Genomic DNA, 24,513 nt, shown 5'->3' with positions numbered 1-24,513 from the left:
GGATGATCAAAAATAAAAGGTCATAATAAATTTTCAACACTTAATTTAGATCTGGCTTAAAGGGTCAGTACAAAAAAGTGGTTAAATCGTCTTTACTTCATAAACCAACCGCAACTCAACATGCAAAAAACCATTCAAAAGTTTGACTTCTTAGTAGTGGGAGGTGGTATTTTCGGCATCACCGCAGTTATTGAATTGGCGAAACGAAAATACCGTGCAGCGCTTATTAACCCGGATTCCATACCACATCATCTAGCGGCATCAACGGACGTGACAAAAGCAGTTCGAATGGAATACGGCTCCGATACATCGTATTTTAAAATGGCTGAGATATGCGTACAACGCTGGAAAGACTGGAATGATCTGTTCAATACAAAACTGTACCATGAAGTAGGGTTTTTAATGCTCTGTAAAAGTCACTTGAACAGTGAACATCAACATTTTGAAAAACATAGCTACGACAATCTCATACAAAATGGTTATCGTGCCCAAAGGCTAAATCGGGAGGACCTGAAAAAGCAATTCCCGGGTATCAACTCACTGGCCTTTGAGGATGCCTGTTATAACCCTGACGCGGGATACGCCGAATCAGGCCTTACCGTGGAGGTATTAAAACGTTATGCCCGATCCTTGGGGGTTTCTGTTTGTGAAGGCCAAACCCTGAAAGAAATGGTCATTAACAGTGGAAAGGTACAAGGCATCAAGACAAAAGAAGGCACCACATTCTATTGTGATCATGCCATCATAGCGGCAGGTTCCAGCACTCCTTATGTCATTCCTGAATTGTCACCCTATATGAAATCAACGGGGCATCCGGTTTTTTGGGTCAAACCTGAAAACCCAATGCATTTTAACGCATCAAGGTTCCCCGTTTTCACCGTAGATATCTCTAATTCCGGCTGGTATGGTTTTCCCTTTCTACCCAAGCATGGGATTATTAAATTTGCAAAACATGCTGCCGGTACAGTTATTCATCCTGACAAAGATGACAGGCACGTAGGCCAGGAAAATATCCGGGATTTGCGCACTATGCTACAATATGCATTCCCTGAACTCAAGGATGCCCCACTGGTAAATACACGTTTATGCCTGTACACGGACACACTGGACGGACACTTTTGGATTGACAATCATCCTGACATAAAAGGCCTTTCAGTAAGCACCGGGGGAAGCGGTCATGCTTTTAAAATGGCGCCTTTGTTGGGAGAATTAACTGCGGATATGGCTGAAGGCAAGTCACATCCATTCTCAAAAAGATTCAGGTGGCGACACCTGACCTCGGATAGCCTGCAAGCTGAGGAAGCCAGGTGTGTTACAGACCGAAGACTTTGATATCGTTGTAATAATTTCAGAACGTCAGGCTTGAGACGTTTTAATTCTTATCCGTCCAATGCCCATTCCACCCCTTTATAGGCATGTATCTTACTGGTATCAAAAGAGGGTACGTCCAATTCTTGCGATGGAATAAGTAACGGCAGCTCCGTACATCCTAAAATGACCCCTTCAGCGCCCTCTATTACCAATTGCCCAATGATACGCTTACATTTTTCCTTCGACGCCGTGGTGAACTTACCCAGCACTAATTCATTGTAAATGAGGTCATGCACTATTTGCCGGTCTTCTTCCCGGGGTATCACTACTTCTAAACCGTATCTCTTCTTCAGGATCCCTGTATAGAAGTCTTTTTCCATTGTAAATTTAGTGCCCAGTAAGGCTACTTTTTTTAATTTTTGGGATGATATTTCCTGGCCTGTAGCTTCAGCAATGTGTAAAAATGGTATGGTTACGCTTTGAGTGATCGCATCGCTCACCATATGTATTGTATTCGTGCAGAGAAGTATAATATCTGCTCCTGCCTGCTCTAATTGTTGGGCACAAGCCGCCATCATCTCTCCTATTTCATCCCATTTGTTTTCAAATGTAAGACGCTCTATTTCATTAAAATCGACAGAGATCATAATGCTTTTGCAGGAATGTGTGCCTCCCAGCAATTCCTTCACTCTTTCATTAATGAGCTTATAGTATACTTTGGATGATTCCCAGCTCATCCCTCCTATTAATCCTATTGTTTTCATTACACTTTACTTTTATTCTGATGATAGTAATTAACGAAACGCCAGCCAGGGCACAGCTTCCGGTTCCCGTAGTCCTTCAGCCATTTGAAAAGTATCATTTATCTTTTCATACGTCGGAAGGATCTGCCCCAGATGTCCTTCCATATGATGCACATAGTCCCATATAAGGTACGCCAGCGTTGCAGCCTGAGAGGCAGGAAATGGGTTCATACCTATCTGGTCCAGATTATGTTCACAAAATCTCTTATCAGGAAACTCTTCAGGCAAACTATTTATCGCATGAACAAGATGGGAATTGGTGAATTCCCAAAGCTGCAAAAGTTCATGAATATCCCTGTGCTGATAGCCATTCCTAATGACCCACTCGTCCTGGTCGTAACCTGCGAAAATGAGGTTTGATTGTTTTACTGCCCGGACAATTCTTTGGTGATTATTAAAAGCAGAATCAATTAGATGACCTAGTATCTCTTTTTTGGACCAGGCTTTCTGTGATGGCTTCGCGTTGAGATCAGCATTTGACATCTTGCTTATCTCTCTAACGGCCTTACTCGTAATGTTTTGAATGATTCCCTGGTAATCCATAAAATTCACTTCACTTAGATTGCAAGTACTGGATTCCAATAAATGGGTTAATTGGAATTGATTATAGCTGTCTCCCAGAACCTGCTAACAAACATATGAATACCCCCAGGTACAAACCTTAACTCATGTATGAAGTGTTTTCAGTGTAATGTTGAATTTTTTTCAGGTACTTCTACAACCAGGCGTTTAATGCGCAATCTGACTTCTTCATACCTATTCTTCATGCGATGAATAAAATCTCTTCTGCGGATTATCCGCTTTCAAAGCTGCAAGCGTTAACAAACCGTATATAGCAAAACAAACCCATCCGGCAGACTGGTATGAGCCCAGGTAAGTAAGTGAAGTACTAAAAAGTATGGGGCCAAGGGCACTGCCGAAGACGATCATCATGGTAAATTGACCGGAAATGGCCCCAAGATGTTGCCGGCCATAATATCGAGGCCAGGTAACAGAGGTCAAAACACTGAAAACTCCGGTAGTAATACCCGAACCCGCAATGATCATATAATAGGCTATTTCCAGGTCACTCAAAAATATAACTCCTGAAATGGCAATACATCCCCCAATACCCAAAGCGTATAACAGGTACTTCAAGGGAACATGGTCACTAATACTGCTGCCCGTGAGCGTTACTATAACCGCTATCACAGCAGAAGGCTGGAATATGGTGATTGCCTGGGTTTCTGACAAACCTGATTCTTTGAAAATAGAGATGACATGAAACGTAAACCCTGTAATATACAGACCTTGCATGGACAACATCAGCGCAAAAACCCAAAACGGATAACTACGTAAAGCTTCTTTTCTCGTGTATTCTTTCACCACGGGAAACAGGTGCTTGGTCACCTTGGCTGCCTTGTTATAGTTACCATCGGGCTTAAGGCCACTGTCTTCCGGCTTATCGCGAAAAAAGAGAATAATAAAAATGGGAAAAAGGACTCCGGCTAACAAGGCCATAAACTGCCAGGCACCCTGCCAGCTGAAAGAGTCGATAAGATAATAAAGAAAAACGGGAGAAGCTGAAAATGCCAGCGACACAAATACATTGCTAAAACCTGTGGCAAAACCTCTCCTTTTGTCAAACCATTCCATCATCATATTCCTGGAGGTCATAGTCAGTACTCCTTGCCCGAAAAAGCGTAAAAAGAGAAAGCCTATGGTCATAATGATGACAATGAATAACGAATTGGTCAGCGCTAGCAGATCAAAAAGAAAATGATCGACAAGACTCAGGAAAAGAAGGACACAACCCAAGCCAACAGAAGAAGTCAGCGCCAGGGAACGAGCCCCCCAACGGTCATACTTTCTACCGGCCCAGGGAAGAAGAAATGAGCTACCTATGGTGCCAAGCATATAGGCGATGCTTAACTGGTCCCTGGAAAGCCCCAGCACCTCTATAAGCGGATCGGTAAATACTGAAACCCCCATCGTTTGCCCCGGCACACTCATCACTACACCCAAAGCGCCGCAAATCAGTATGATCCAGCCGTAAAAAAAGGGCCACCTGGCAGGGTCAAAAGGTGTATTGGCACGTAGCTTCGGCATAGTGCCGCGAAGATAGAGAATATATGTATCTGATTCAGGCCTGCCATAGGCTGAAAATAAAAGGATCCAACCAACAGAGAGGATATTAAAAATAATGCACTTATTCTTCTACCAAAAAAGCCGCACCAAATACACCGGCGCTATCTCCCAGTTTCGGTTTCACGATACGTGTATCAAAGCGTGTATTAAAGGTATGTTTAGCTGCTGCTTCTACCCCTTTGGTATAAAGTATTTCTATGTTGCCTACGCCACCTCCAAGCACAATAATGTCAGGGTCAAGAATATTGATAACTGCTGATATCCCCAATCCAAAAAAGTGGACCAACCTGTCCAGGGTCTGTTGAGCATAAGGATCACCGGTAGCTCCCAGGGCTACGATCTCTTTGAGCGTTTTTTCCCGGCCGGAAATCTCATGATAGTAACGCTGTAACGATGGACCTGCTATAACACGTTCTACGCATCCAGTTTTCCCACAATAACACTCCCCACCGGATTCATCCAAAAAATTATGGCCCCACTCTCCTCCTATACCTTGACTTCCATTAATTACCCGGCCACGAACTACTACTCCTCCACCGACACCTGTACCCATAATTACTCCAAATACCACTTCTGCCTCCGGGCAGATATCTTTTACCACACCAATCCGGGTCTCTGCCAATGCAAAGCAGTTGGCATCATTTGCTATTTTTATCGGGATACCTAACAAAGTCTCTAAATCAGTCTTGAAAGCCTTTCCATTAAGCGCTGTTGAATTGCTATTCTTTAATAGCCGGGTATGAGGGTCCAGGGCGCCGGGAGTGCCTATGCCTATAATCTCAGGACGGTCTCCCACCTCATCTGACATTTCACCGATCAGCTTTTTAATCTGGTGGAGAATATGCTCATAACCTCTATCCGCCTCTGTGGCCAGCCTTTTTCTAAGTATCACCTGGTTATTACTTTGTCTGTCCAGCACCACACCTTCTATTTTAGTGCCCCCCAGATCGATACCCCATATCATCCTTTTACTCATTCGTATTGAAGTTGAAATTCAGCTAAACACTCTTAGTTTTACAATGACCCGGTACATTCATATCCTTTTTACCTTGTTCACCAGCCATACAAATTGATAGGGATCAAGGGTCAGCCAACCTTCGTCCAATTGTATAGGTTTATCCGTGTATTTGTCCCAGTAAACACCGACATGGAGACATGCTACCAGCCAATCTTTATGTACACGCTGAGGTCTGTCCTTAAAGTTGGCGATAACAAAGGTGATGTCCGTCTGAGACTTCCTTTCAAAACAAAACAGATGCTCATTTTCAACATCCAAAATTTTGCAGTTATTATGATCTGCCCATTCAGGTGACTCAGACCTTACTTTAAGCATTCTTTTGAGAGCTGTAAAAACGGTATGCTGTGGAGTACCACGTTCTTTCCGTTTTGAATTGACCTCCCAGTCTATCCGAGGTCTGTGTATCCAACGGTTGTCATCTGATCTTTTTGGATCATCCAAAAATGTGTAATCATTTAATGTCGCTATTTCATCCCCATAGTATAACATAGGAATACCTCCAAAAGAAATGACAACGGAATGCAACAGGATTATTCTATTCACCGCCTTTTTCACATTGGCCTTAACCCCGGTTTTTAACGACACTTCCAATCCGGCCAACGAGGCTAATGAACCTGAAATGCGGGCATCGCCATTCTTTGGGTTGAACATAAAAGGCATACCTTCGGCGAAGGAGCCTTCAAATTGTCCCGTAAAGAAGTCTACTATAAACCTGCGATGTGAATAGGGTGTATAACCGGCATTATGAATAGCTTCGTCCTCATAACCCAATCCTATGTCATCATGACATCTCACATAATTAATCCAGGTACTACCAGCGGGTTTCGGGGGCATAGACCTCATACCTTCATTCAGCACCTTAGCATTGTGAGTTGCGATAGCATCCCAGAGCAAAGCCATCAATGTGGCATTATAAGCTATGTCACATTCGTCGTTGTGGGTTTTTGACCCGCCAAAGTATTTGACAATTTCATCAGGTGAAACAATGGCTTCTGCTAAAAGTGCAACGCCCGGGGCCACAATTTGAGTACACAGTTTAAAGAGTTGCAAAACAATATGAGCTTCAGGAAGGTTTTGACTGCTGGTACCCAGCTGTTTCCATAAGAATGCCACTGCATCCAGACGAAAGATATCCACACCCCAATTCGCCTGGGTAAGTAGCATACGGATCATTTTAATCAACACTTCAGGGTTGGCATAATTCAGGTCCCATTGGTAATCATTAAAAACGGTCATCACCCAACGGTCCATTTCTTTACTATAGGTGAAATTTTCCGGTGAATTTTCAGGGAATATCTCAGGTAAAGAACGTTCAAACAGGTCTGGTACGATCCTGTCTTCAAATAAATAATAATAATCCTGGTACTGCTTATTGCCCTTCCGTGCTTCTTTAGCCCACTTATGCTGATCTGAGGTGTGATTGACCACCAGGTCCATCATTAAGTACATGTCCTTTTTGTGCAACCCTGAAATGACGTTCTTCAGTTCTGCATTTGTACCATACCGCGGATCTATTTTTTGATAATCGCTCACAGCATATCCGCCATCATTCTTTTCTTCAGGCCCCTTCATCAATGGCATCAAATGTACCAGGTTAACCCCTAGTTCACATAAGTAATCAATTTTGGATATAAAACTTTTGAGGTTATCACAAAACCGATCAAGGTATAGTGTCATCCCGGCAATCTTCTCAGACAGATGCCAGCCTTCATCTCTTGTCCTGCTCAGATCTGTCTCTCTAAGCTTTTCAGACCTCCCCTCATAACTCACCGCAAGCATATTCACCAAGGTAGTGAGTTGAAAATCGATATCATCACGCTGCCCGTAAAGCACTTGAAATCTGCTGTATAGCTCTGGAAAATTAGCTGTTAAACGAAGGATGAAATCCTGGTCTTCCCGGAGTTTAACAGGTAGATCAGACAGTAGTTCTTTAAGTAAAATATGCGCTTTTGGATGATACATACTTATTTGAAAACGGAAACTTTAGTAATTTCCTGATCAAGTTTTTTTAGCTCTTCCTTCCACCTGCTTTTACTCCATTTAAAGCAGCCCATCATATAATCTGCCACCACCTGTTTATAGGCCCTCACGCTATCAATATCAAAGTAAAGTCGTCCCGTTCTACGTATAAAAAAGTCCCTTAAATTATACATCATTTCATTTTCAATACAAAACCGGCATTCGGCCTTTAAAAAACGATGGTGGACATGTTTATCTTTAAACTCCTCAAAGAGCGACATAATGGTGTCCGATTGTTTCCCATAATTGCTGACGAGGTAAAATGCTGTGTATTCATCCAATCCATATTTTTGTAATCTTTTGAGTAACGAAGCTTTATGGACTTTCACTTCGTTGGCGTTAGAGAAAACACCACCGCTCAGAGGCAAGTTAGCCGTTTTGCACTGATCCAGTGGTTGATCACCATATTCTTTGACATATTTTTTCACTACCACGTCAACAATACGTTCCGCCATTCTGCGAAAGCCGGTCAGCTTACCACCGGCGATGGAAAGGAGGCCTGTATCTGACTCAAAGATCTCATCTTTTCGAGAAATCTCAGAGGCAGACTTACCTTCTTCATGGATCAAAGGTCGTAGCCCTGCCCAACTGGAAACAACATCCTTTAATGTTAGATTTAATGAAGGGAAAGCATTATTTGATGCCTCCAACAGGTATTCAACATCTTTTTTGTCTGTTCGTATGTAATCTTTGTCTCCAAAATAATCCGTATCTGTAGTTCCTATATAGGTAATCAAACCTCTGGGGATGGCAAAGATCATTCGCCCGTCAGGTACATCAAAATAGATAGCCTGCTGCAATGGAAACTTATCTTTCGGTATTACAATATGCACTCCTTTGGTTAGATGCAACCTCCTCTCGTTTAATGAATGATCTTTTTCTCTCAATTCATCTACCCAGGGTCCCGCCGCACTAACTACATATTTAGCTCCAATATCAAATTCCTGATCTGATAAGCAATCTCTTACTTTCACCCCGGACACCTTCCCGTGATCATAAGTGAAGTCCAGCGCAGAAACATAATTAAAGCATTCCGCTCCGTATTGCACAGCCGTTTTAATGACTTCTATCGTCAACCTGGCATCATCCGTTCTGTATTCGGCATATACCCCGGCACCTTCCAGAACGGCTTCATTCAGCAAAGGTTCTTTCTTTAAGGCTTCCGTTTTAGATAGCATTTTACGTTGATCACCGCGCTCTACTCCTGCCAGCACGTCATATACCATAAGTCCGATGGATGTAGTCAACTGTCCGAATGTTCCTCCCTTTATAAGCGGAAGAAGCATTTTTTCCGAAGGTACCAGGTGTGGTGCATTTTTATGGACTATCGCCCTTTCCCGACCTACTTCACGCACCAGGGCAATCTCAAACTGCTTCAGATAACGTAATCCTCCATGGATCAGTTTGGTTGACCGGCTACTGGTGCCTGAAGCGAAATCATCACGTTCCACCAGCGCCGTTCTAAGCCCGCGGGTAGCGGCATCCAGGGCTATTCCAGCCCCGGTAATACCTCCGCCTATGACGAGCAGGTCATACTTTATATCTTTTAATATATTTATAGCCAGTCTTCGATCCAGCGCTGAAAAGTTACCACAGACATTACTCATGCTACAACCGGTTTTTACTTTCTAAGCTCCATTTTAATTGACATTACCTGTAGATCTCATTGCTCTTTATTCGTATTGAGGTAGAACATAGGGCCCTTTTCACGAATAGTACAGAACAATAAACTTACTAATATATACTAACATCACTTACCAGAACCAACCAACCACCAGACTAGTTACAATCAGAAGGATTATAGAAAGCACCCTGTAATTACGATACCAGGACAATGCTTTTAATTCCTGTGTTTCTGCCACAAAAATTTCTTTACGGTAGGTATAGTCTTTTACAGCTGCTTGTAATGGCGCTGCTGAAAGTAAGCTAACCACTACGTGCACGGTAAGACACGACACGAATAGCAACGAAGCCTTACCCAGAAAATGTATTTCGTTCAGGGCAGGGACCCATTCGAATACTGCCGACAAAATCATAAAGATCGCTAATAAAAACCCAAACAATAGACTGACAAAAGAACCGGTAGGACTGGCCTTCTTCCAGAACATACCCAATACAAATGTAGATACTGCCGGTGGAGAGGTGAACGCAATCACTAATTGAAGGTAATCCCACAATGAGTCGCTCACCCTTTCTATAAAAGGCACCCATGATGCCGCCAGAACTACCAGTATGGCCGTCACAATCTGACCAACTTTGACCAGTTCCTTGCTGGTAAGCCCTGGCTTCATTTGTTTGACAAAGTCCATGGTCACTAAGGTGGAAGCTGAATTAAATGTGGCAGACACCGAGGACATCATGGCAGCCAAAAGGCCTGCTACCACCAGCCCAAGGATACCTGTGGGCAACAATTGAAATAACAACACCGGGTAAGTAAGGTTGGGACAATCCGACAGCCGGGTGCACGGTCCTTGAGGTGTTATATAATTTAAAGGTGAAATATCAAGGTCATTAAATAGTAAGAGCGCTAAAATACCGGGAACAACCATGATGAATATCACCGGCAGCTTTAGCAATCCGGCAAATAATGCTCCCCATCGCCCATGGTTCAGGTCCTTTGCGCCCAGGACACGCTGCACCATAAATTGATTGTTCGCCCAGAAATAGAATCCCAGTAAGGGCACTCCGGTGATGAGTCCCCACCATGGCATAAATTCGTCATTTGCCGGACGCACTAATGAGAAAACCTCCTGCGCATTTTCCGGTATAAACTTCCCTTCTTCCACTCTGCTACCAAAGTCCACCTGGCCGCTTGCCAGCATACTATCAAGTTTGGTCATCATCAGGTGCCAGCCACCTCCCAGTTGGTCATAAGCAAAGTATGTAAGCAGACAAGACCCGAAAATAAGCAGGATGGCCTGTACCACCTCCGTTTGAATGACCGAGTTAAGCCCTCCGGGTATGGTATAGGCAGCAGATGCCACGGCCAGAATGATGATGATAGCCAGGGAAGGCAACTCCGGGAATAACAATTTCAAGACTATATTACCAACATATAACCCGGCTGCCGTATCTACCATAACGTTCCCCACTACGGTGATAAATGAGAAGTAATAGCGGGAGCGACGGTCATACCGTCTTTCCAGAAATTCAGGCATAGTGTACACCCCTGATTTCAGGTAAAAGGGTAAAAAGAAAATAGCAAAGAAAATCAAAACCACCACTGCATACCATTCATAGTTGTACACATTGATATTGGTTTGAAAGGCGTCCGAAGCAAGCCCGACAAGCGTAGAACTGGAGATATTCGCTGAGAAAAGGGCAATACCCACAATAGGCCAGGTCATGGTACGTCCCCCAAGGAAATAATCTTCAGAAGACTGCTGCTTCCCTTTAGTGATCCCGTAGAACACGATCCCTATCAGGTATACAATAATGATGATAAAATCAATGCTACTTAATCCAATGCTTTCCATAAGGTTCCGGCCGTTAGTTTATCTTATATAGCCCCGGTCAAACACATAAGTGAAGGGCCTTTATTGATCAATTCATATTGCGATTTTACAGTAATTTCAATTTTCAGGATCATTCATGAACGGATCAAAGGCTTTCAGTCATCTGCTCAATCAATTCTTTTTCCCGGAGTATTTCCTCAAAGGCCAGCACAATGCCATTCGTCCATCCAAACCCGTCCTGAAGTGGATATTCCCCGCCACCTGCCAGTAGTGAAGTATCGACCACATTATATTTTTCCATCATTTTACCTGTTGCCTTATACACTTCGTTATTTCGCTTTAACCATCTTGAAGCAGCGTCATTACCTGCTTCCCCTCTACCGTAGTTATAAAAGGCATTGACGGTGATCCATTGCAGCGGTGCCCATCCATTCGGTGCGTCCCACTGTTGACCTGTTTGGCTTAAAGTGGTCACAAACCCTCCGTCTTTTAAAAAATCCGTCTCCAGTTTGTCCAGCACACTTGAAGCCTGGGCTTTGGTAGCGATCTGAAAATAAAGCGGGTATGCTCCTGCCAGTGACAGAACACCTGTTTTTTTTTCGCTTATAAAATCATAATCAATAAAGAAGCGGTCTTCTTCATCCCATAAATAGCGCTGGATCGCCTTTTTCCGGTCTTCGGCCTTCTCCAAATAAAACTGTGCCGAATCGAGTTGGCTGTCCCAGTTATACCCCTGGGCAATTTTAAGTTCGAGAAAATACAGGAGGCAGTTTAAGTCTATCGGCACAATATCCGTAGTGTGGATGGTAGAAAGGTCTTTCCCATCCGCAAACCATCGGCTACTATAGTCCCATCCTGACTCGGCGCCGGCACGCAGATCTTTGTATGCTTTTTCCGGGTTTAGACCCCCGGACTCTACCAGCTCAACGTCTTCTTTGAATGACTCCGGCCGGGGGCCTTCCAGGTCATCCCAGTAACGATTCAATACGGCACCATCAGGCATCAAAACCACCCGACGAAGCGCATTTTTTTGGGTAGAGAGCCGTTGCATATCTCTCATCCAAAACCGGTACTCTTTTACCATCGCCGGCAAGTAACCAATGAAAAGATCACGATCATCATGTGCGAGCCGGTTGACCATTAGGGCATAGAACGGGGGTTGAGACCTGCCGCGGTAGTAGTGCCTGTTGCCGTTAGGGATAAAACCCATCGTATCGATGAGAAAGGAGAAGTTATCTACCATATTTTTTGCCACCTGCTTTTTTCCCGAAGCCATCAGCCCTTCCAAAGTGAAGTAACTGTCCCAGTAGTATATTTCTCTGAAACGTCCGCCAGGCACTATGTAGCTCTTAGGAAGGGGTATTAACGAAGAGCGTGTATCTACATTATCGGGGGCACGGGTAAGCACGGACCACAACGCCTGAATATGGTCTTTCATATGCCTGGCAGTATCAGACCTGAAGTCAGAATTTTGCACTACAGGAAGTTCAAAGTGTTCCAGTACAAATGATTCTAAATCGAAATCCGAAGCATCTTTACGGTTTAGATAGTCAGTGTTTACTAAATCAATGTCTTTTTTGGGTGTGCAGTCTACGAAGGTTTTTGAATCAGGAAAAATACCGGAGAACTGTACGTCCTTAAAAAGAGCTGTACTATAAAAATCAACACTCTTAGGTTCTTCTCCCTGACAGGAACAAAGAAATAGTGCCGCTAAAAAGCAGGTCAGTGAATATAGAATATTTGTAAATCTACCGTTCATTTACTTTTCTTATTACCTGAAACATTTTCAGCCGCTTGCCCCATCTCGATTCTATCAACAATAAGTTTTCCAAGTGACCTCCCCTGGGCAACTCCGTTTTCAATAGCAGGCATGTAATGTATGCCTCCATATAGCCGGCTTATGGCTGCTTCATCAGAAGCCGAACGGAAAGAATCAAACTCACGTGCTGTCAATCCATAGCGTACTTCCGTGCTATCTACAAAATGAAAGGGCTCACCATAAATGGCGGTAAGTGCTTCTCCTGCTGCTCCGGATATCACACTATGCCCACTGGTATATTCGGGGAAAGGTGGTGTTTGCAAAAAAGGTAACCACTCTTCGTCAATGTACTTGTTGATCACAGTTTCCGGTCGGATTAAGCTACTGCGATACTTTTCATCCCAACAGCTGATAAAAGCATCTGCCAGGGCTATGGCCGTCAACGAATAGGCCTGGGCCGTTTTCATCAGGTCAGCTTCTGCTTTCTGACTGGCTATTTTGGCTATTCCCATCCAGTGACCCCCGGGTGTGATCTTCTTAGTGGCAAACATCACATGTCCATGGACATTCATCACGTATGGATTACAGTCCCAAAAACTGGCGATCTCTTTTTCTTCTTCGTCCAGCTCTTTGACGGCTGTGTAAACCTCCATGGTCTCCTTGTAAAAAGGACTGTTTTCATCCATATCAAATGCGGTGGGCCTTTCCGGTACAAATTGATTCGCTGAATCGATAACAAAAGGCCTTATCTTATTCCAATGCGGTTCTATGGCTTCCATATATCCCGGCGGTGTAGGCTGCCAGCGGGAGACGTCATCTGTAATGGTAAATTTTTGAAAGGTGCGGGTTTCCTTGTAATTGTCTTTATCCGCCCAGGTAAGCACGTGTGTAGCCACCTCTTCGGCGTAGGCGATTGAATGTTTCAATATGGTTTCATCCAACCCTTGTTGTTTCACTTGTTCATGCCAGTTTTTACGATACGTCTCCAGTTTTTCTTCGGAAAAGATCAGGGCTTTTCCTACCAGTAAAAACGCATCGACGGCGGCTACCTGAAGATCAATAGCAGCCTTTGGTTCCGGAATGGCCTCAAAATCCCGTAACTGGCCGGCGAGTGGCCGGTAGTTTGGGGCTTCCACGGCCAACACTTCATATGCTGCAATACTGGGGTAGGCATAGATCCTGCTGGCTACCGGTGGTGAAAAAATATCATGAACGATGACATCTGTTAACTCCTGCATGGCTTCATGTAATGCAGATGGCTCGGTAACAACAGTTTCTTTACCAGGGTTACAACTGGTAATAAACGAAAAGGCTAAAAGCCAGATAAAAATTTTATTTTCCTTTTTCATGGTAAATGTTGATAGTTCTTATGTCGTGCACGACTCTTTATAATCATTGAATCGCCGTTAAATGTAGCACAAACATGAATATCTACCTTTTTTTCCATCCCTTAATTTCTAATGCCTTCCATTCTTTGGGAAGCCTTTTTTCAGTTTCGATAACCCCCTGATCACCTATTTCAAGCCCACCAAAACCAAAAATCACGGTTTGTAACATGCCCCCGGCCCCGGTAGCAAAATAGGGGTTCGTTCCACCGGCTGTTTCAGAAAGCACACCAAAAGGAGGTACGGCATTGGGTCGATAGCTCTTCACAAAAATATCGAAAGCCTTTTCTGTTTCTCCTAACTGTGCATAGAGTGTTGCCAATACACAAAAACCCATGGCAGGACCGTTAGGCGCCATTTTGGTCTCATAGTAAGTAAGGTCTTTTTTTACCTGGCTTCTGTCTTGAATAAATTGAAGAGGGAATGCCAGCAGATTCACATCAGCCTGCTTGATCATGGACCCATTATACGTAGCATTTTCCCGGGTTACACCATCCGGAAACTGCAAAATGGGGATGTTAGCCGCTACATGCGCCCAATCCGGATCTGCCTTAGTATCCAGAATATCAGCGGCTTGTGTGGCATAGCTTAGCGTAAGTTTGGCAATGGCATTGGTGAAGGCATTATTATCTATATTTTCTTCCCATTCATTGGCACCTATCACATTCTTTATGTCATATTTCCCGGGTCCGTTCCGCTCCACGCGACTGGCCCAAAAATCGGCCACTTCCCTGAGCACAGGCCAGCCTTTCTCCTTCAGCCATTCTTTATCACCTGTCACCTGGTAGTATTTCCAGAAGGCCCACCCCACACAGCCGGTAATGTGGTGTTCAAAAGGCCCCGTAAGTGCCCATACCGGCGTATCTTCGGAGCCATCATCAGCCGATTCCCATGGAAACTGCGCTCCTTTATAGCCATGGGCAAAGGCATTTTGCCGGGCTGCTTCAAGACGCTGAAAACGATATTCAAGCAGAGACTTTGCTATGCCGGGTTGTAACACCAGTAGTGGTGGATACATCCATAGCTCCGTATCCCAAAACACATGTCCGTTATACCCCAGCCCTGAAAGCCCCATTGGAGAAAGACTGTAAGGGGTACCCTCTCTGGCAAATGAATACAGGTGGTACAGCGCCGAGCGAACCTCTCTTTGGGATCGCAGATCTCCTTTGATCCCGATATCACTTTTCCACAATTTTTCCCATGCTTCTTTATGTCGTTGTAACAGCCGCTCTTTTCCCTCCAACCTTCCGTAGATCGTCAATCGTTCCACCTCATTTTGCGGATCTGAAAAGTGCTCACTGGACAAGGAGGAAGCTACCAGTGCAAACTCATAGGTCTCCCCTGCTTTCAAGGTTTTAGAGAATTTGGCCCAATGCCGGTTGAAGTCCCAGTCTTCGTGAATGACATGGGGCTCATTCCCATGTTCTTCCGGAAAAATAAATGTACTGGAGGCAGCTACTTTCTTTTCTCCAGATGGACTGTCTGCCACTGAGGTCATCAACGGAAACGATACGTGAGGGCGATCTATATGAGCAAAGAATTGCCGTACATCACTGAGGTGGTCCGGCGCTTGTATCGTACTCTTTGTTACAAATGTCAAGTCTTTTTTTGCCTTGATCGTAACCACGACAAGGGCTGTAAAAGGCAAATGGCGTAAAGACATTACTTTATGGGTCACCGAAGCCTTGTCTCCCACATCGAAAGCGGTGATAAATTGGGCTTGCTTCATATCCAGCGTTTGACGATAATTGGTAACGGTATTACTGAATACTCCCTGGTTATCAATATCTATGTCCAGATTCACATGGTTGAAAGTCTTTAAAATATTCGATACACGGCCACGCTGGTAGTTATCATATACGCCATTAAGCACTACATCTTTCACTTTCATGGGTTCCGGTGAAGAAACAATCCCTACCATACCATTCGCCACCGTAACACCATAGTAGTTTGTGGGGTCAATGTCATCCGCTGTAATGTGCCAGGAAGATTTTTTTGCATTCTGCCCTATACACAGAATGCTTAGAAGAAACGCTGGTATAAGAAGAGTGTATTTGATCATGATTTCATTTTATAAAAGACTGGTGAATTATTATTTCGGACAATTATAAAGTAAATATCATTTCCTACTTTAAGTTTCTTAATAGCTATGGTAGCTTCTTTGACGAAAAAACCGGACTTATTATGAGTGGGGTATTGAAAATTACCTTTGCCATCCCCTAAAAGTATATGACCAAAACTAGCATCATACCGGCCCATTTGAATATTGGTGTGATAGTAATTACCGGTCACCATTATATCCTCGTTACCATCATGATCAAGGTCTTCTGCTAAAAGTGCCTGAACAGATGAGAATTGAACCGGTTTTTTGAGAGGTTTTATTGAAAACTGACCATTTCCGAGGTTTTCTATGTAGGAGGTTTCCAGTACATAGGCGTAATATTTAGTAGCATTTTCCAGCTGGTCCTCAGTAAAAATATCTTTCAGGCCCGCCTCCGCAAACTTTTGGTAGGACAGGTAATCTTTTTTTATAGAATTCAACGATTTAACCAGCTCATCTTTGGTTTGAAAAATGTGTTCCTCGCCTTGTATATAATGGGTTAACACTTGCTCAATTTTCCCATTTCCATCAAAATCGTTGACATATAACGTTAAAGGTTGGTCCTTTGACGCACGCAGTTTACTATTAAGCCCGAGGTTACCTCCTATTATATCCAGGTCACCGTCATTGTCAAAGTCTGTGATATTCAATACCGACCATAAACCATTGGAGTAAGCCAGTCCATTAGCTTCCTGGTCTGCCTTTTCAAAATACCCTCCCTTGTTATAGAAAATACTTATTGGCATCCAATCCCCGGTTAAAATAAAGTCTTCACTACCGTCGTTATTCATGTCAGCAAATACGGCAGTGGTCAAATGTCCGGGGTTTCTTAATTCCGGAGCCAACTGTTCTGTGACGTCTTTGAAATGGCCGGTGCCATCATTCAGAAGCAGATAACTATCGGGTATAACTCCGTAGTTCCAGGGCACTGCTCTTGCTCCGATAAACAGGTCAGGATCATTATCACCGTCAATGTCACTAACGGACACCGTTGCGCCCGTCAGGTAAAGTTCAGGAAGGTAGCCTTCACTTTTGGTGAAAGTACCTTTGCCATCATTCAGGTACAACCTAACTTGCATGGCAGGTGCCTTTTGAGCAAATTCATTTCCACCGGATACCACGATCAGGTCCAGGTCTCCATCTCCGTCTGCGTCAAAAAATTCACTCGCCACATCTTCACTCAGGCTATCAACACGAAACAGCTGGTCCTGAACAGGAACAAAGTTGCCGTTCCTTTGAACAAATAGCTGTGCACTTTGCCATTTAGCGCCTCCCAGAAACAAGTCTTCACTGCCATCGTCATTTATATCGCCTACAGCCACGCCCGGCCCTTCGGCTGACACCATAAACGGCATCAGAGGTTCTCTGTTGAATTCAACGAATTTGTTTTCTTTATGCTCAAAAGAAATATGGACTTCAGGCTTTTCTAATAGTTTTTTCCTTTGCTGATGGGTTGTAAAAAACTGATAGTCAAAAACAGGGTCGGTATCTTCTTTTTTAACAGTTATGGTTTGGTTAGTAGCAATATTATAACGAACGGTGAATGTCTTGTCCGGCCATATGACATAGGCAGAATCAACTTGCTGTGATGTTCCTATTCCAAAGGTCATGTCATGGGTTACGCTGGACTGAAATCCTTTAGTGGGGAAGTTTTCCTGTAGCTGCCGCCCATTGGAAGTGAATAACACCACTTTTGCACCAACGGCTTTCGGGTTCTGCTCACTTCCGATCAAAGCCAGCTTGAGGTAATTTACGTTTGATTGTAGCTCTATTGTATTGTTTTTATACAAGAAAGGGTGGTCATCAACATTATTGGTCACCAAATCCATATCTCCATCATTATCGAAATCTGCATAGGCAGCCCCATGTGAGAAGGAAGGTATGTCCAGTCCCCAGTCTCCTGCCATTTGCGTAAAAGTACTGTCACCGTTATTTAGGTAAAAGTAGTTGGCCAGCTTCACTGTGGGCATTGTTCTTACCAATTCTAATTCTGCCTCATCTACAACAGCCGCCTTCAATTTGTACTGGATAGAGTCTGTAGTAATAAAATTGATATAGTCCAGGTCGTTGGAGCGTCTTTTAATTCCATTGGTAATGAAAATGTCCTTCTTACCATCCAGATCAATATCCAGAAAAAGGGCCGACCAACTCCAGTCTGTTGCTGCTACGCCGGCCATTAGCCCAATATCGCTGAAGCTGCCGTTCTGTTGGTTCAGCTGCAAACAATTTCTGGAATACTGGTAGTTGTAACCAAAATTGAGTTTAAAATCATAGAGATCGTAGGCATCTTCTGCCGCTGAAGCTTTTAACATGACAGGGTTTTCCGGCAGCATATCCAATGTTATGATATCCGGATACAGATCGTTGTTGAAATCCGCAATATCATTCCCCATAGAAAAGCGACTGGTATGCATCAGGCTACTTTCCAGCATTTCCTTAAAGGTACCGTCCCCCTGGTTTATGTAGAGGTAATCGTTCTCATGAAAATCGTTGCCAATATAAATATCCGGGTAGCCATCTAAATTCACATCTGCAATACTAATGCCTAATCCATAGCCAATGACACTGCTATAGATACCTGCTTGTTCGGTGACATCGGTAAATTTGTTGTTATCATTTCTCAGCAGCCGATCTCCTGACAATGGATGTCTTTCTTTTCGCAGATCCGCCTTACCAAAGGTGCCGTTCTGATGCACTGAGTGGTTCAACTGAAACATATCCAGATCACCATCGAGATCATAGTCAAAAAAAGCAGCCTGGGTCGAGAACCCTGTAAGGTCCAATCCATATTCCCTGGCCCGGTCTACAAAGACAGGGATACCACTTTCATCGTTACCTTCATTGATGAACAGCTGGTTCTTCCCTTTAAAACTTAAGTAATCTCCCAGGTTATTCACATATATGTCCATTCTTCCATCACCGTTTACATCAGTGATCACTGTTCCGGTACACCAGCCCGGTCTTCCTGCCGTCTTGGTCCTGGCCGTTACATCTTCAAATTTCCAATTTCCCCGGTTTAAATAAAGTCGGTTGGAGTCCTGGTTAGAAGTGAAATAAATGTCTTTGAGGCCATCACCATTTACATCCTCAGCAGCCACACCTCCTCCGTTATAGAAGTACATGTAATTGAAGATATTCATTTCAGGAGTTTCTCTCAGCTCATTGCTGAAGTACACACCTGTTTCCTTTGGGGGTATCAATTCCATTACGGCTGGCGTATCTTGCGGTTCAGCGCAGGAAAAGAATACCATGATCATGACGATCAGGATAGTCTTATGGCCAGCCAGGAATGTATATCGGCGAGTGTCAGAATGCATCATTTCTTTAACACAAAACATTAGAAACATTTAAAAATCAGATGATTAAAAATCATTTACTGTATTGTTTTATCTCTCTTGCTCTTTCCACATAAATACTTTGGGCTTTTGATCATTTAATGCTACAATGAGCAGATCATGGTTTTTCGTTTTTATTCGACAAATACGACGTGCATCGCCTTCATATTCAAAGGCTGTGGGTTGCCAACTAAATTTACCCTTACCAAGCCCCTTAAAGTAAAGCCCGTCATTCGCATCATACCTCCCGATTTCAGGTTTGGTATAGCTGAAATTACCCACGGACAAAATGTCCTTTATACCGTCCGAATTGCCATCCATAACCAGGTAATCATAAATAGGTGCATATTGGGCCTCTAAGGGCAAAGGCTCAAAGGAAAACCCTCCGTTCCCATCATTAACGGCCACACCTGACCTGAATTCGTACGCCACATGGACAGTGGCGTTTTCAAGGTCTTCTTTTGAAAATAGTTGATCTATGGTCTTATCAGCGTAGTCTTTGTAATAAACTGACTGCTTTTTTATAGCTATGACCTGCTTCTCGAGGTCATGTTTTAAGGCCATAGGATATTCCCGGCCTACCTGACTGTGAGTGTATATGTGATCCAGGGAACGGTTTCCATCAAAATCTTTTACATACAGGCGGATGGGATCATTCTTATCCGCTTTAAAACGACTGTTAAGCCCCAAATTACCTAATAAAAAATCATCGTCACCATCATGATCGATGTCGGTTTTCACTATACAATTCCACCATCCGTTACTGTTTTCAAAACCCGCCGGAACGGTAGCCGTAAAAACACCTTCTTCGTTTGAGAGTAAGGTAAGAGGCATCCACTCTCCTACTACTAAAAGGTCCGGATCATTATCTCCGTCATGATCATACCAGATTGCATCGGTGATCATTCCAATAGATTTCAGCGCTTCGGATTTAGCCTCGCTGTATCGGGCAAACTTACCCGTACCATCATTTTCAAGCAGGTAAGAAGTAGGCTTTATACCATAGTAACCTGGCAAATGCCTCACTCCCAGAAAAAGATCAATGTCACCGTCAGAGTCAATATCAGCTGCACTAACACAAGAACCACTCTCGCTAATCGCCGGCAGATGATCTGTTGCTTTCGTAAAAGTAATTACACCTGAGCCGTCTTTTTCATTCAGATAGAGCCGGTCTAACAACGCTGCAGAAGAAGCCTCAAAGTCCGCGCCGCCGCTCACCACATACAGGTCGAGGTCTTTGTCGCCGTCAGCATCAAAAAAGAGCGCAGCAATGTCTTCACTCTGTCTATCCATTAACAGATCTTGTATCTCCATCCTTTCAAAGCCATTTTCCGACTGCAAATAAATAGCGCCCGGCTGGCCTTTGGCCCCTCCGATAAACAGGTCATCATAACCGTCATTATTAATATCTCCCTTTGTTAATGCAGGACCACTAAATGAAAGCATATTGTACAACAGTCTCTGCGTATCAAAATCTACGTATTCGTTTTCCTCGTGCTTAAAATCAAGTCCTATATCAGAGATTTCTTCAAAATAGGGTTTGTAACCGTCCACTTTGACGGGTATTTTAGGTTTTATAATCGCATCCGTTTGTTTTAAAGTATATTCTTGGGTGAGATCTATTGCCTCGATCAACTGTTCCGCGCCTCCCGGCCATTTTACCCGTAAAGAGTCAACAGGCCCGGCTCCGACTCCCACCACCACTTGATAATCCATGGAAGATTGAAACCCTTTGATTGGAAAGTGTTGATAATGAATTATGTTGCTATTAGAATATAACAGGAGCTGTGCTCCAATGCCAAAACGGTTCTTATTTTCCCCTTCCAGTGAGCAGCGAAATGTTCTCCTTGTTTCTGATGTTGATTGTGCGTTCCTGTAAACAAAAGCTTCCTGGTTCACATTGTTTATGACCAGATCAAGGTCTCCGTCATTATCAAGGTCGCCGTAAGCCGCTCCATTGGAGAACGTGGGTGCATCGATCCCCCATGCTTCTGTCACATTGTCAAAGGTCAGATCCCCCTTATTTCTAAAAGCATAATTAGACAGGCTTGTGGATGGCATTTGATCTACCCACTGCTGAAAATCTATTTTTTCTCCTTTAAAGGCTGCTTCCAGGTTTTTATCATTGGCCAAAAAATTCAAAAAATCCTGGTTTGTAACGTCCTTATAAATGCCATTACAAACGATAATGTCCTTTAGTCCGTCATTATCAAAGTCGGCCATCAGAGCTCCCCAACTCCAATCTGTGGCATCAATACCGGCAAGCTGTCCTATCTCGTAGAACGTTCCATCTCCCTTATTCAGGTGAAGCATATTTCTCATGTACTGGTGATAGTAGTCGTTATCCAGTTTAGACTGATAGACGTCCCAGGATTCAAAGGTGGAAGTAGTTTTAAGCCTGACATCGCTCTCCGGAAGCATATCGGTAGAAAATATTTCAGGGTGACCGTCATTATTAATGTCTGCAATGTCTGCCCCCATGGAAGCCAGGCTAACATGCCCCAAACGCTCTGGTAATTGCTCAGAAAACATTCCGTCACCCTGATTGATATAGAGATAGTCGCGCTCAAAAAAGTCGTTGGAAACGTAGATATCAGGTAAGTCGTCATTATTAACAAACCCCACAGATACTCCCAGTCCAAACCCTATAACACTGCCGTATATACCTGCTTTCTCACTTATGTCTTCAAAGATACCTTCCTTATTAAGGTATAATTTGTCCCCTCCTTTTTCATCCCGTATGTGACGGATGTTCTTTAAACCAAAGGTTGATACGGGCCGAAAGGAATTATTGAGCAGGTAGACATCCAGGTCACCATCCAGGTCGGCATCAAAGAATACTGCATGTGTGGAAAACCCGGCATCGTCCAAGCCTACTTTACCTGCTGCTTCTGTAAAGGTCAGATCACCATTATTAATGAATAGTTCGTTTTCCTTATCATCTCCTGCCACATTTCCCGAGTTACATACATAGATGTCTAAAAATCCGTCTCCGTTTATATCCACCATGGAAACACCGGTAGACCATGCTTTTTTACATGCTACTCCGGCACTATCTGTTATGTCCTTAAACCGAAAATCGCCCAGGTTTAAATACAATTTGTTTGATGTACTATTGGCTGTAAAATAGATATCTGACAATCCATCATTGTTTACATCTCCTATTGCCACGCCACCACCGTTATAATAATTTCGGTATCTAAACACATCAAATTCACCATTGATGGCTAACTGGTTCCTAAAAGTGATACCCGTAATACTATCCTGAAGCAATTCAAAAAGCACCTCCGGAAGACCATCTGTCAACGCTGTATTGTCCGCATCCTGCGTAGCGCAAGAAAAGGTTAAACACCCTATGATAAGAAAATACCTAAAAAAGACAGGGAGGTGAATGGCAGAATTCATGTGTGATAATGTCGACAATACCATCTGCCCCTCAAATGCTTGGGGAATAGATAGCTTAAGTAAGAAAAAGGCCGTGACGGTTGATATCACGGCCATCTTCCAGGTATATTTTACTTATTGATTTCCTAATGTCGGGTCCAAAAGCGGATCAGAATCTATCGCTGACTGGGGAACCGGAAATAATGTTCTGAATGCAGGACTTGCATCTTTCAATGTATACGCATCCGTAAACCTCCCGAACCGGATGAGATCACGGCGGCGATGTCCTTCCCAATACAGTTCAAAACCCCTTTCATCAAGTAAAGCATCTTCACTGATAGGAATACTCGTCATATTTCTGGCAGTCCTTACAGCGTCCAGGTCCGCCTGACCACCACCATCCAAACGAAATTGAGCCTCTGCACGCATCAAATAAACATCGGAATATCTCCATAGTATAAAATCATTATCTGTTCTTGTAATGACAGGAGCATTTGGATCCGGGGCATACTTCAGTACCCTTACGCCATTTGATTCTGTATTACCTGTCAAACTCAGATCTACCGTAAAGTTGAGCAATGGAGTATTGGCATCTGCAGGGTCTGCTACTGCTACCTGACCGTTGTCACTACTACTTACCCGGTGTAACACGTAGCGGCCCTGCCCATCAAACTGCTGGCCTTGCAGGAATCCCCTGTTTATTCCATTAAATACATAAGGATTGTTTTCGCTTACCGTAGATGCATTGGCAGCAGTAATTTCAGACTCTGCTCTAAACCGTGGATCATTCTGGTCCCATCTATTGTAGAAATCTGCTATCGTCGTAAACCCGTTCCAGGCGGAAAAGTCTAAATGACCATCATTGTTGCCATCACCACCACCAAAGCGTTGATTGTAATGCAATGTCTGTGTGATCATTGAAACATTATCTTCGCCAAGATCAAGGTCATTCACAAATGTGGCAACGATGATGCCTTCTCCCTGTGCCCTGGTCTCCGTATTATCGTTGGCGAACATTCCAAAGTAATCCTCTGCAGGGGCCAATGTATAGGCGGCACTTCCGATAACATCCGTTGCGAAGTTAACAGCATCTGTATAACGTGCATCCACCTTTTGATCTAAATATACCTCATGATTCAGGTTCAGTACCACCAATAATGTCCGGGCGGCATTTTTGGTCAAACGTCCGTAAGGCACTTCCGTTTCATTCAGCAGGTCCGCAATAGACTCTTCTAACTCGGTACGAATAAATTCAAACGCTTCTGCACGGGTCAATACCCTTCCGGAGACGGAAAAATCGATTTCATCGATCTCCCTGAAAGGTACCTGCCCAAACATATCCATGATGTAAAACATGAACAGGGACCTCAATACACGGGCCTCCGCAATGAGGTTGGCATCTATACCGGGAATTTGGTTTATAAAAGTATTCAGTGCTCCATTAGACCGTGATACGCCCTGGTTTAAGTCTTCCCAGGCCAAACGAATAAAGGTATGATTTGCGTCCCACGTATGGGTATGCAGTTGCCTCCAAATGCCATTATCATCCCAGTCAGAGCCTCTTGTTGGCCCGAGTGTTTCATCAGAACTATGTTGATTAACACCCCAAACTCCATCCCGTTGAAGCATTTCACGCATGACAGCATAAGCGGGCGCTATCAGTTGTATGGCGTCGGAAGCGCTGATCGTCTCCACCTGATCAGCAGTGATCTCATCTAACACCTCTTCTTCTATATTACATGAATTCACGAAAAAAGCAGCCAATATCAATAGAACCAGGCCTTTTATCTGTTGTATCTTTTTCATCATTCTATTG

Annotated in this window: 14 protein-coding genes; 1 reads left to right on the top strand and 13 read right to left on the bottom strand. The window is 43.7% G+C overall.

The features are described from left to right. Nucleotides 1–120 precede the first annotated feature (120 nt). Nucleotides 121–1,332, top strand: a complete 1,212-nt coding sequence (locus FNH22_RS07720) for an FAD-binding oxidoreductase (protein ID WP_143397780.1) — start codon at nucleotides 121–123, stop codon at nucleotides 1,330–1,332. Nucleotides 1,333–1,379: 47 nt separating this feature from the next. Here FNH22_RS07720 and FNH22_RS07715 read toward each other — a convergent pair whose 3' ends face one another. The 13 genes from FNH22_RS07715 to FNH22_RS07655 form a co-directional block, all read right to left on the bottom strand. Next, entirely contained in the window at nucleotides 1,380–2,075 is a 696-nt protein-coding gene (locus tag FNH22_RS07715) for an aspartate/glutamate racemase family protein (protein ID WP_143397779.1), read from the bottom strand. Nucleotides 2,076–2,105: 30 nt separating this feature from the next. Continuing rightward, nucleotides 2,106–2,696 (bottom strand): DinB family protein, encoded by a 591-nt coding sequence (locus FNH22_RS07710; RefSeq protein ID WP_143397778.1) that lies wholly within the window; start codon nucleotides 2,694–2,696, stop codon nucleotides 2,106–2,108. A gap of 174 nt (nucleotides 2,697–2,870) precedes the next feature. Further along, nucleotides 2,871–4,202, bottom strand: a complete 1,332-nt coding sequence (locus tag FNH22_RS07705; protein WP_143397777.1) for an MFS transporter — start codon at nucleotides 4,200–4,202, stop codon at nucleotides 2,871–2,873. Nucleotides 4,203–4,302: 100 nt separating this feature from the next. Continuing rightward, complete coding sequence (locus tag FNH22_RS07700) at nucleotides 4,303–5,217, bottom strand: ROK family protein (protein ID WP_143397776.1); 915 nt, start codon at nucleotides 5,215–5,217, stop codon at nucleotides 4,303–4,305. A gap of 57 nt (nucleotides 5,218–5,274) precedes the next feature. Next, nucleotides 5,275–7,221 carry an amylosucrase gene (locus FNH22_RS07695; RefSeq protein WP_143397775.1) on the bottom strand — a complete coding sequence of 649 codons (1,947 nt, stop codon included), beginning with the start codon at nucleotides 7,219–7,221 and terminating at the stop codon, nucleotides 5,275–5,277. Nucleotides 7,222–7,223: 2 nt separating this feature from the next. Beyond that, nucleotides 7,224–8,885 (bottom strand): glycerol-3-phosphate dehydrogenase/oxidase, encoded by a 1,662-nt coding sequence (locus FNH22_RS07690; protein ID WP_143397774.1) that lies wholly within the window; start codon nucleotides 8,883–8,885, stop codon nucleotides 7,224–7,226. 147 nt (nucleotides 8,886–9,032) lie between these two features. Further along, entirely contained in the window at nucleotides 9,033–10,754 is a 1,722-nt protein-coding gene (locus FNH22_RS07685) for a sodium:solute symporter (RefSeq protein WP_143397773.1), read from the bottom strand. 124 nt (nucleotides 10,755–10,878) lie between these two features. Further along, on the bottom strand, nucleotides 10,879–12,492 hold the full coding sequence (gene treF / locus FNH22_RS07680; RefSeq protein ID WP_143397772.1) for an alpha,alpha-trehalase TreF: 1,614 nt from the start codon (nucleotides 12,490–12,492) through the stop codon (nucleotides 10,879–10,881). Beyond that, the gene (locus FNH22_RS07675) at nucleotides 12,489–13,841 is read right to left on the bottom strand and encodes a vanadium-dependent haloperoxidase (RefSeq protein WP_143397771.1); all 1,353 of its coding nucleotides are present in this window, start codon (nucleotides 13,839–13,841) and stop codon (nucleotides 12,489–12,491) included. The genes treF and FNH22_RS07675 overlap by 4 nt, the downstream gene beginning before the upstream one ends. A gap of 82 nt (nucleotides 13,842–13,923) precedes the next feature. Continuing rightward, a complete protein-coding gene (locus tag FNH22_RS07670) occupies nucleotides 13,924–15,939 on the bottom strand; it encodes a glycoside hydrolase family 65 protein (RefSeq protein ID WP_143397770.1) in 2,016 nt (671 codons plus the stop codon). Further along, nucleotides 15,936–19,316 (bottom strand): VCBS repeat-containing protein, encoded by a 3,381-nt coding sequence (locus FNH22_RS07665; protein ID WP_185154119.1) that lies wholly within the window; start codon nucleotides 19,314–19,316, stop codon nucleotides 15,936–15,938. Before FNH22_RS07665 ends, FNH22_RS07670 begins: the two co-directional genes overlap by 4 nt. A gap of 48 nt (nucleotides 19,317–19,364) precedes the next feature. Continuing rightward, entirely contained in the window at nucleotides 19,365–22,814 is a 3,450-nt protein-coding gene (locus FNH22_RS07660; RefSeq protein ID WP_143397768.1) for a VCBS repeat-containing protein, read from the bottom strand. Between the two features lie 18 nt (nucleotides 22,815–22,832). After that, a complete protein-coding gene (locus FNH22_RS07655) occupies nucleotides 22,833–24,503 on the bottom strand; it encodes a RagB/SusD family nutrient uptake outer membrane protein (protein ID WP_185154118.1) in 1,671 nt (556 codons plus the stop codon). Nucleotides 24,504–24,513 lie beyond the last annotated feature (10 nt).

This window comes from Fulvivirga sp. M361, assembly GCF_007097395.1.
Lineage (GTDB): Bacteria > Bacteroidota > Bacteroidia > Cytophagales > Cyclobacteriaceae > Fulvivirga.
This window is presented reverse-complemented; position numbering and strand designations above follow the sequence as displayed.